3 protein-coding genes are annotated in these 2,948 nt (G+C 69.9%); all 3 read right to left on the bottom strand.

What is annotated here, in order from left to right:
- Positions 1-1,307, bottom strand: a 1,307-nt coding sequence (locus JSV65_03805) for a bifunctional shikimate kinase/3-dehydroquinate synthase (protein ID UCH35486.1), incomplete at its 3' end; no start/stop codon positions are given.
- Positions 1,308-2,465 carry a chorismate synthase gene (gene aroC, locus JSV65_03800; protein UCH35485.1) on the bottom strand — a complete coding sequence of 386 codons (1,158 nt, stop codon included), beginning with the start codon at positions 2,463-2,465 and terminating at the stop codon, positions 1,308-1,310.
- A gap of 198 nt (positions 2,466-2,663) precedes the next feature.
- Positions 2,664-2,948: hypothetical protein (locus JSV65_03795; protein UCH35484.1), on the bottom strand; the 285-nt coding region annotated here is incomplete at its 5' end.

Here is a 2,948-nt window from a genome sequence, read left to right as displayed (position 1 = left end):
CCGATCGCCACCGCATCGCCGGGCCGATAGGCGCGATACCCGCCCCACGTCGCCAGGGCGTGCGCGAACGTGTGGCCGGAGGGGAGAATGGCGCGCAGCCCCTGCTCGGTCTCATCCCGGCCCACGACGCCGGCCTTGATCTCGCACGACCGCCGCACGACGTGCAGCAACACTGCCGGGTCGCGGCGCAGCAACGGCCTGCGGCGCGCCTCGAGATACTCGAAGAATCTGCGATCCCTGATGATCCCGTACTTGACGACCTCCGCGAGCCCCTGACGGAACTCGCGCGCGGGGAGGCTGCTCAGCGCGTCGAGGTCGGCGACTACGGCGGACGGTTGGTGAAATGCGCCGGCGAGGTTCTTGCCCTGGGGCAGGTCGACGCCGACCTTGCCGCCCACTGAGCTGTCCACCTGCGCCAGCAGCGTCGTGGGCACCTGGACGTACGGTATGCCGCGCATGTACGTTGCGGCGGCGAAGCCCGCGAGGTCGCCGATAACGCCGCCGCCGAGCGCGATGACCGCCGACGCGCGATCGAGCCCGCCGTCGAGCATTGCCTGCAACACCTTCTCCATCCGCCGCAGCGTCTTCTGCGACTCACCCGCCGGAACCGCGATCTCGACCGCATCGATTCCGGCCTGTGCCAAACCCGCCTTCGCGCGCTCGCCGTAGAGTTGAAGCACGCGCGGGTTGGCGACGACCGCTGCCCGCTTACCCGGCGCCGCCCGCGTCACCGCCCGTCCTACTTCCTGCATGGCACCGCGGCGAACGAGGATGTCGTAGCTGCGTGAGCCGAGTTCCACCCTGACCTTGGTCAGCATGGTCATCACGGCTTCGGCGGCTTGCTCGACGGTGAGGTCGGATGTGTCCAGCGTCAGGTCCGCCTGCGCGTAGCATGAGCGGCGCTCCGCAAGCAACTCGCCGATGCGCGCGCGGGGATCGGGCACCGCAAGCAGGGGCCGCTCGCCCGCGACGCGAGTGCGCTCCCAGATCACTTCAGGACGGGCGCTCAGGCACACGACGATGCCCGCGCCCTTGAGCGCCGCCATGTTGGCCGGATCCGTGGGGGCGCCGCCGCCCGTGGCCACGACCTTGCCCCACTGGCGCGAGACGCGCGCGATCTCGCGGCGCTCCATGCGGCGGAAGCGCTCCTCGCCTGAGTGCTCGAAGATGTCGGCGATGGTGCGACCGGTGCGCTCTTCGATGACCGCGTCGCAGTCAACGAATTCCATGCCCAGCCGTTGCGCGACGAGCGTGCCGACCTCCGACTTGCCGGTGCCCATGAAGCCGATCAGGGCGATGTTGCCCATCTAGCGCCCCCCGCTCAGCGTATCCAGATAGCCCGCCAGGTTGCGCTTGATCTCGGCCACCGTGTCGCAGCCGAATTTCTCGGTCACGGCGTCCGCGAGCACAAGCGCCATCATCGCCTCGCCTACGACGCGCGCCGCCGGCACGGCGCACACGTCCGACCGCTCAGCGTGGGCCGGGGACGGCTTCCCGCTCGACAGGTCCACGGAATCCAACGGCCGCGTCAGCGTCGGGATCGGCTTCATCGCCGCGCGGAGCACCACCGGCTCGCCGTTGGACACGCCGCCCTCAATGCCTCCGGCGCGATTCGTGCGCCGCGCGACGCCTGCCGGGCCGGGCCCCGGCGTGAACTCGTCGTGCACTGCGCTCCCCCGCGCCTGCGCGGCTCCGCAGCCGAGGCCGATCTCTACTCCCTTGATCGCCGGGATGCTCATGATCGCGCCCGCCAACCTGCCGTCGAGGCGCGCATCCCATTGCGCGTAGCTGCCCAGTCCCAGCGGAACGCCCTGCGCGGTGACTTCGAACACGCCGCCGACGGTGTCTCCCGCGTCGCGCGCGGCATCTATCTCCGCGCGCATCGCGGCTGCGGCCGCGCCGTCGGCGCAGCCAACGTCCGAGGCCTCAGCGGCATCCCTCAACTGGTCCCACGGACGCTCATCATCCGGCGCCTGCGCGCCGCCGATGGCAAGCACGCGGCTCCAGATTTCGATACCGATCTCCCGAAGAAGCCTGCGCGCGACCGCCCCGGCGGCGACCCGGGCGGCGGTTTCGCGGGCACTCGCGCGCTCCAGCACGTCACGTATATCGCGCCGGCCGTACTTGAGTGCGCCCGCGAAATCCGCATGCCCCGGCCGCGGGACGGTGACCGGCGGCGCTGCGGGCTCGCCCGCGACCGCCATGGCGTCGCGCCAGTTCTCCCAGTCGCGGTTGGCAACGAGCAGGGCTACCGGGCTGCCGATCGTCTCGCCGAAGCGCACGCCCGACAGAATCTCGACTGCGTCTTGCTCGATGCGCATCCGCCCGCCGCGCCCATAGCCGCCCTGGCGGCGGTTGAGGTCGCGGTTGATGTCGGCAGCAGTGAGCCCCAGTCCCGCGGGCACGCCGTCGATGATCGCCACCAGGCATCGCCCGTGGCTCTCGCCTGCGCTCACCAGTCTCATCGCTCATCCCCTGGGGGCGCGCGGCCGACCGTGCTCGAACTGGAAACGGTGCCGTCGGTGCCGCCGCCCACGGCAGACTGCTCCGGCTGAAACGCGCGCGGCTCGTGCAGCTGCGCGAGCCGCATCACAGACAGCGAAGAGGCGGCACCTTCAGGAGTGCCGCCTCGGTTGATACCAGGCACGCTCAGAGCGCTGCGGTCACTGTCCGAGCGGGAAGCTCATGAAGGGAACGCGTGTCTCCTCCCGCGCGCCGCCGACTTGCGTGCTCTTCTCGGCCATAATGTAGGCGGTGAGGAAGATGAGCAACTCCGAGTCACTGTAGTCGTAGCTCGTGCCGGTGAACAGGATCTTGCCGATAACCGGGATCTCGCTCAACAGCGGAACCTTGCGTTTGGTCTCGCTGATGTTCTTGCGGATGAAGCCGCCCATGACTATCGTCTCGCCGTCGTCCACACGCAGCCGCGTCGGCAGCGTGGTTGCCGT

This window comes from Armatimonadota bacterium (assembly GCA_020354555.1).
In the GTDB taxonomy this organism is placed as follows: domain Bacteria; phylum Armatimonadota; class Hebobacteria.
The sequence above is the reverse complement of the archived record's forward strand: the minus strand, read 5'-3'. Positions and strand labels throughout refer to the sequence as shown.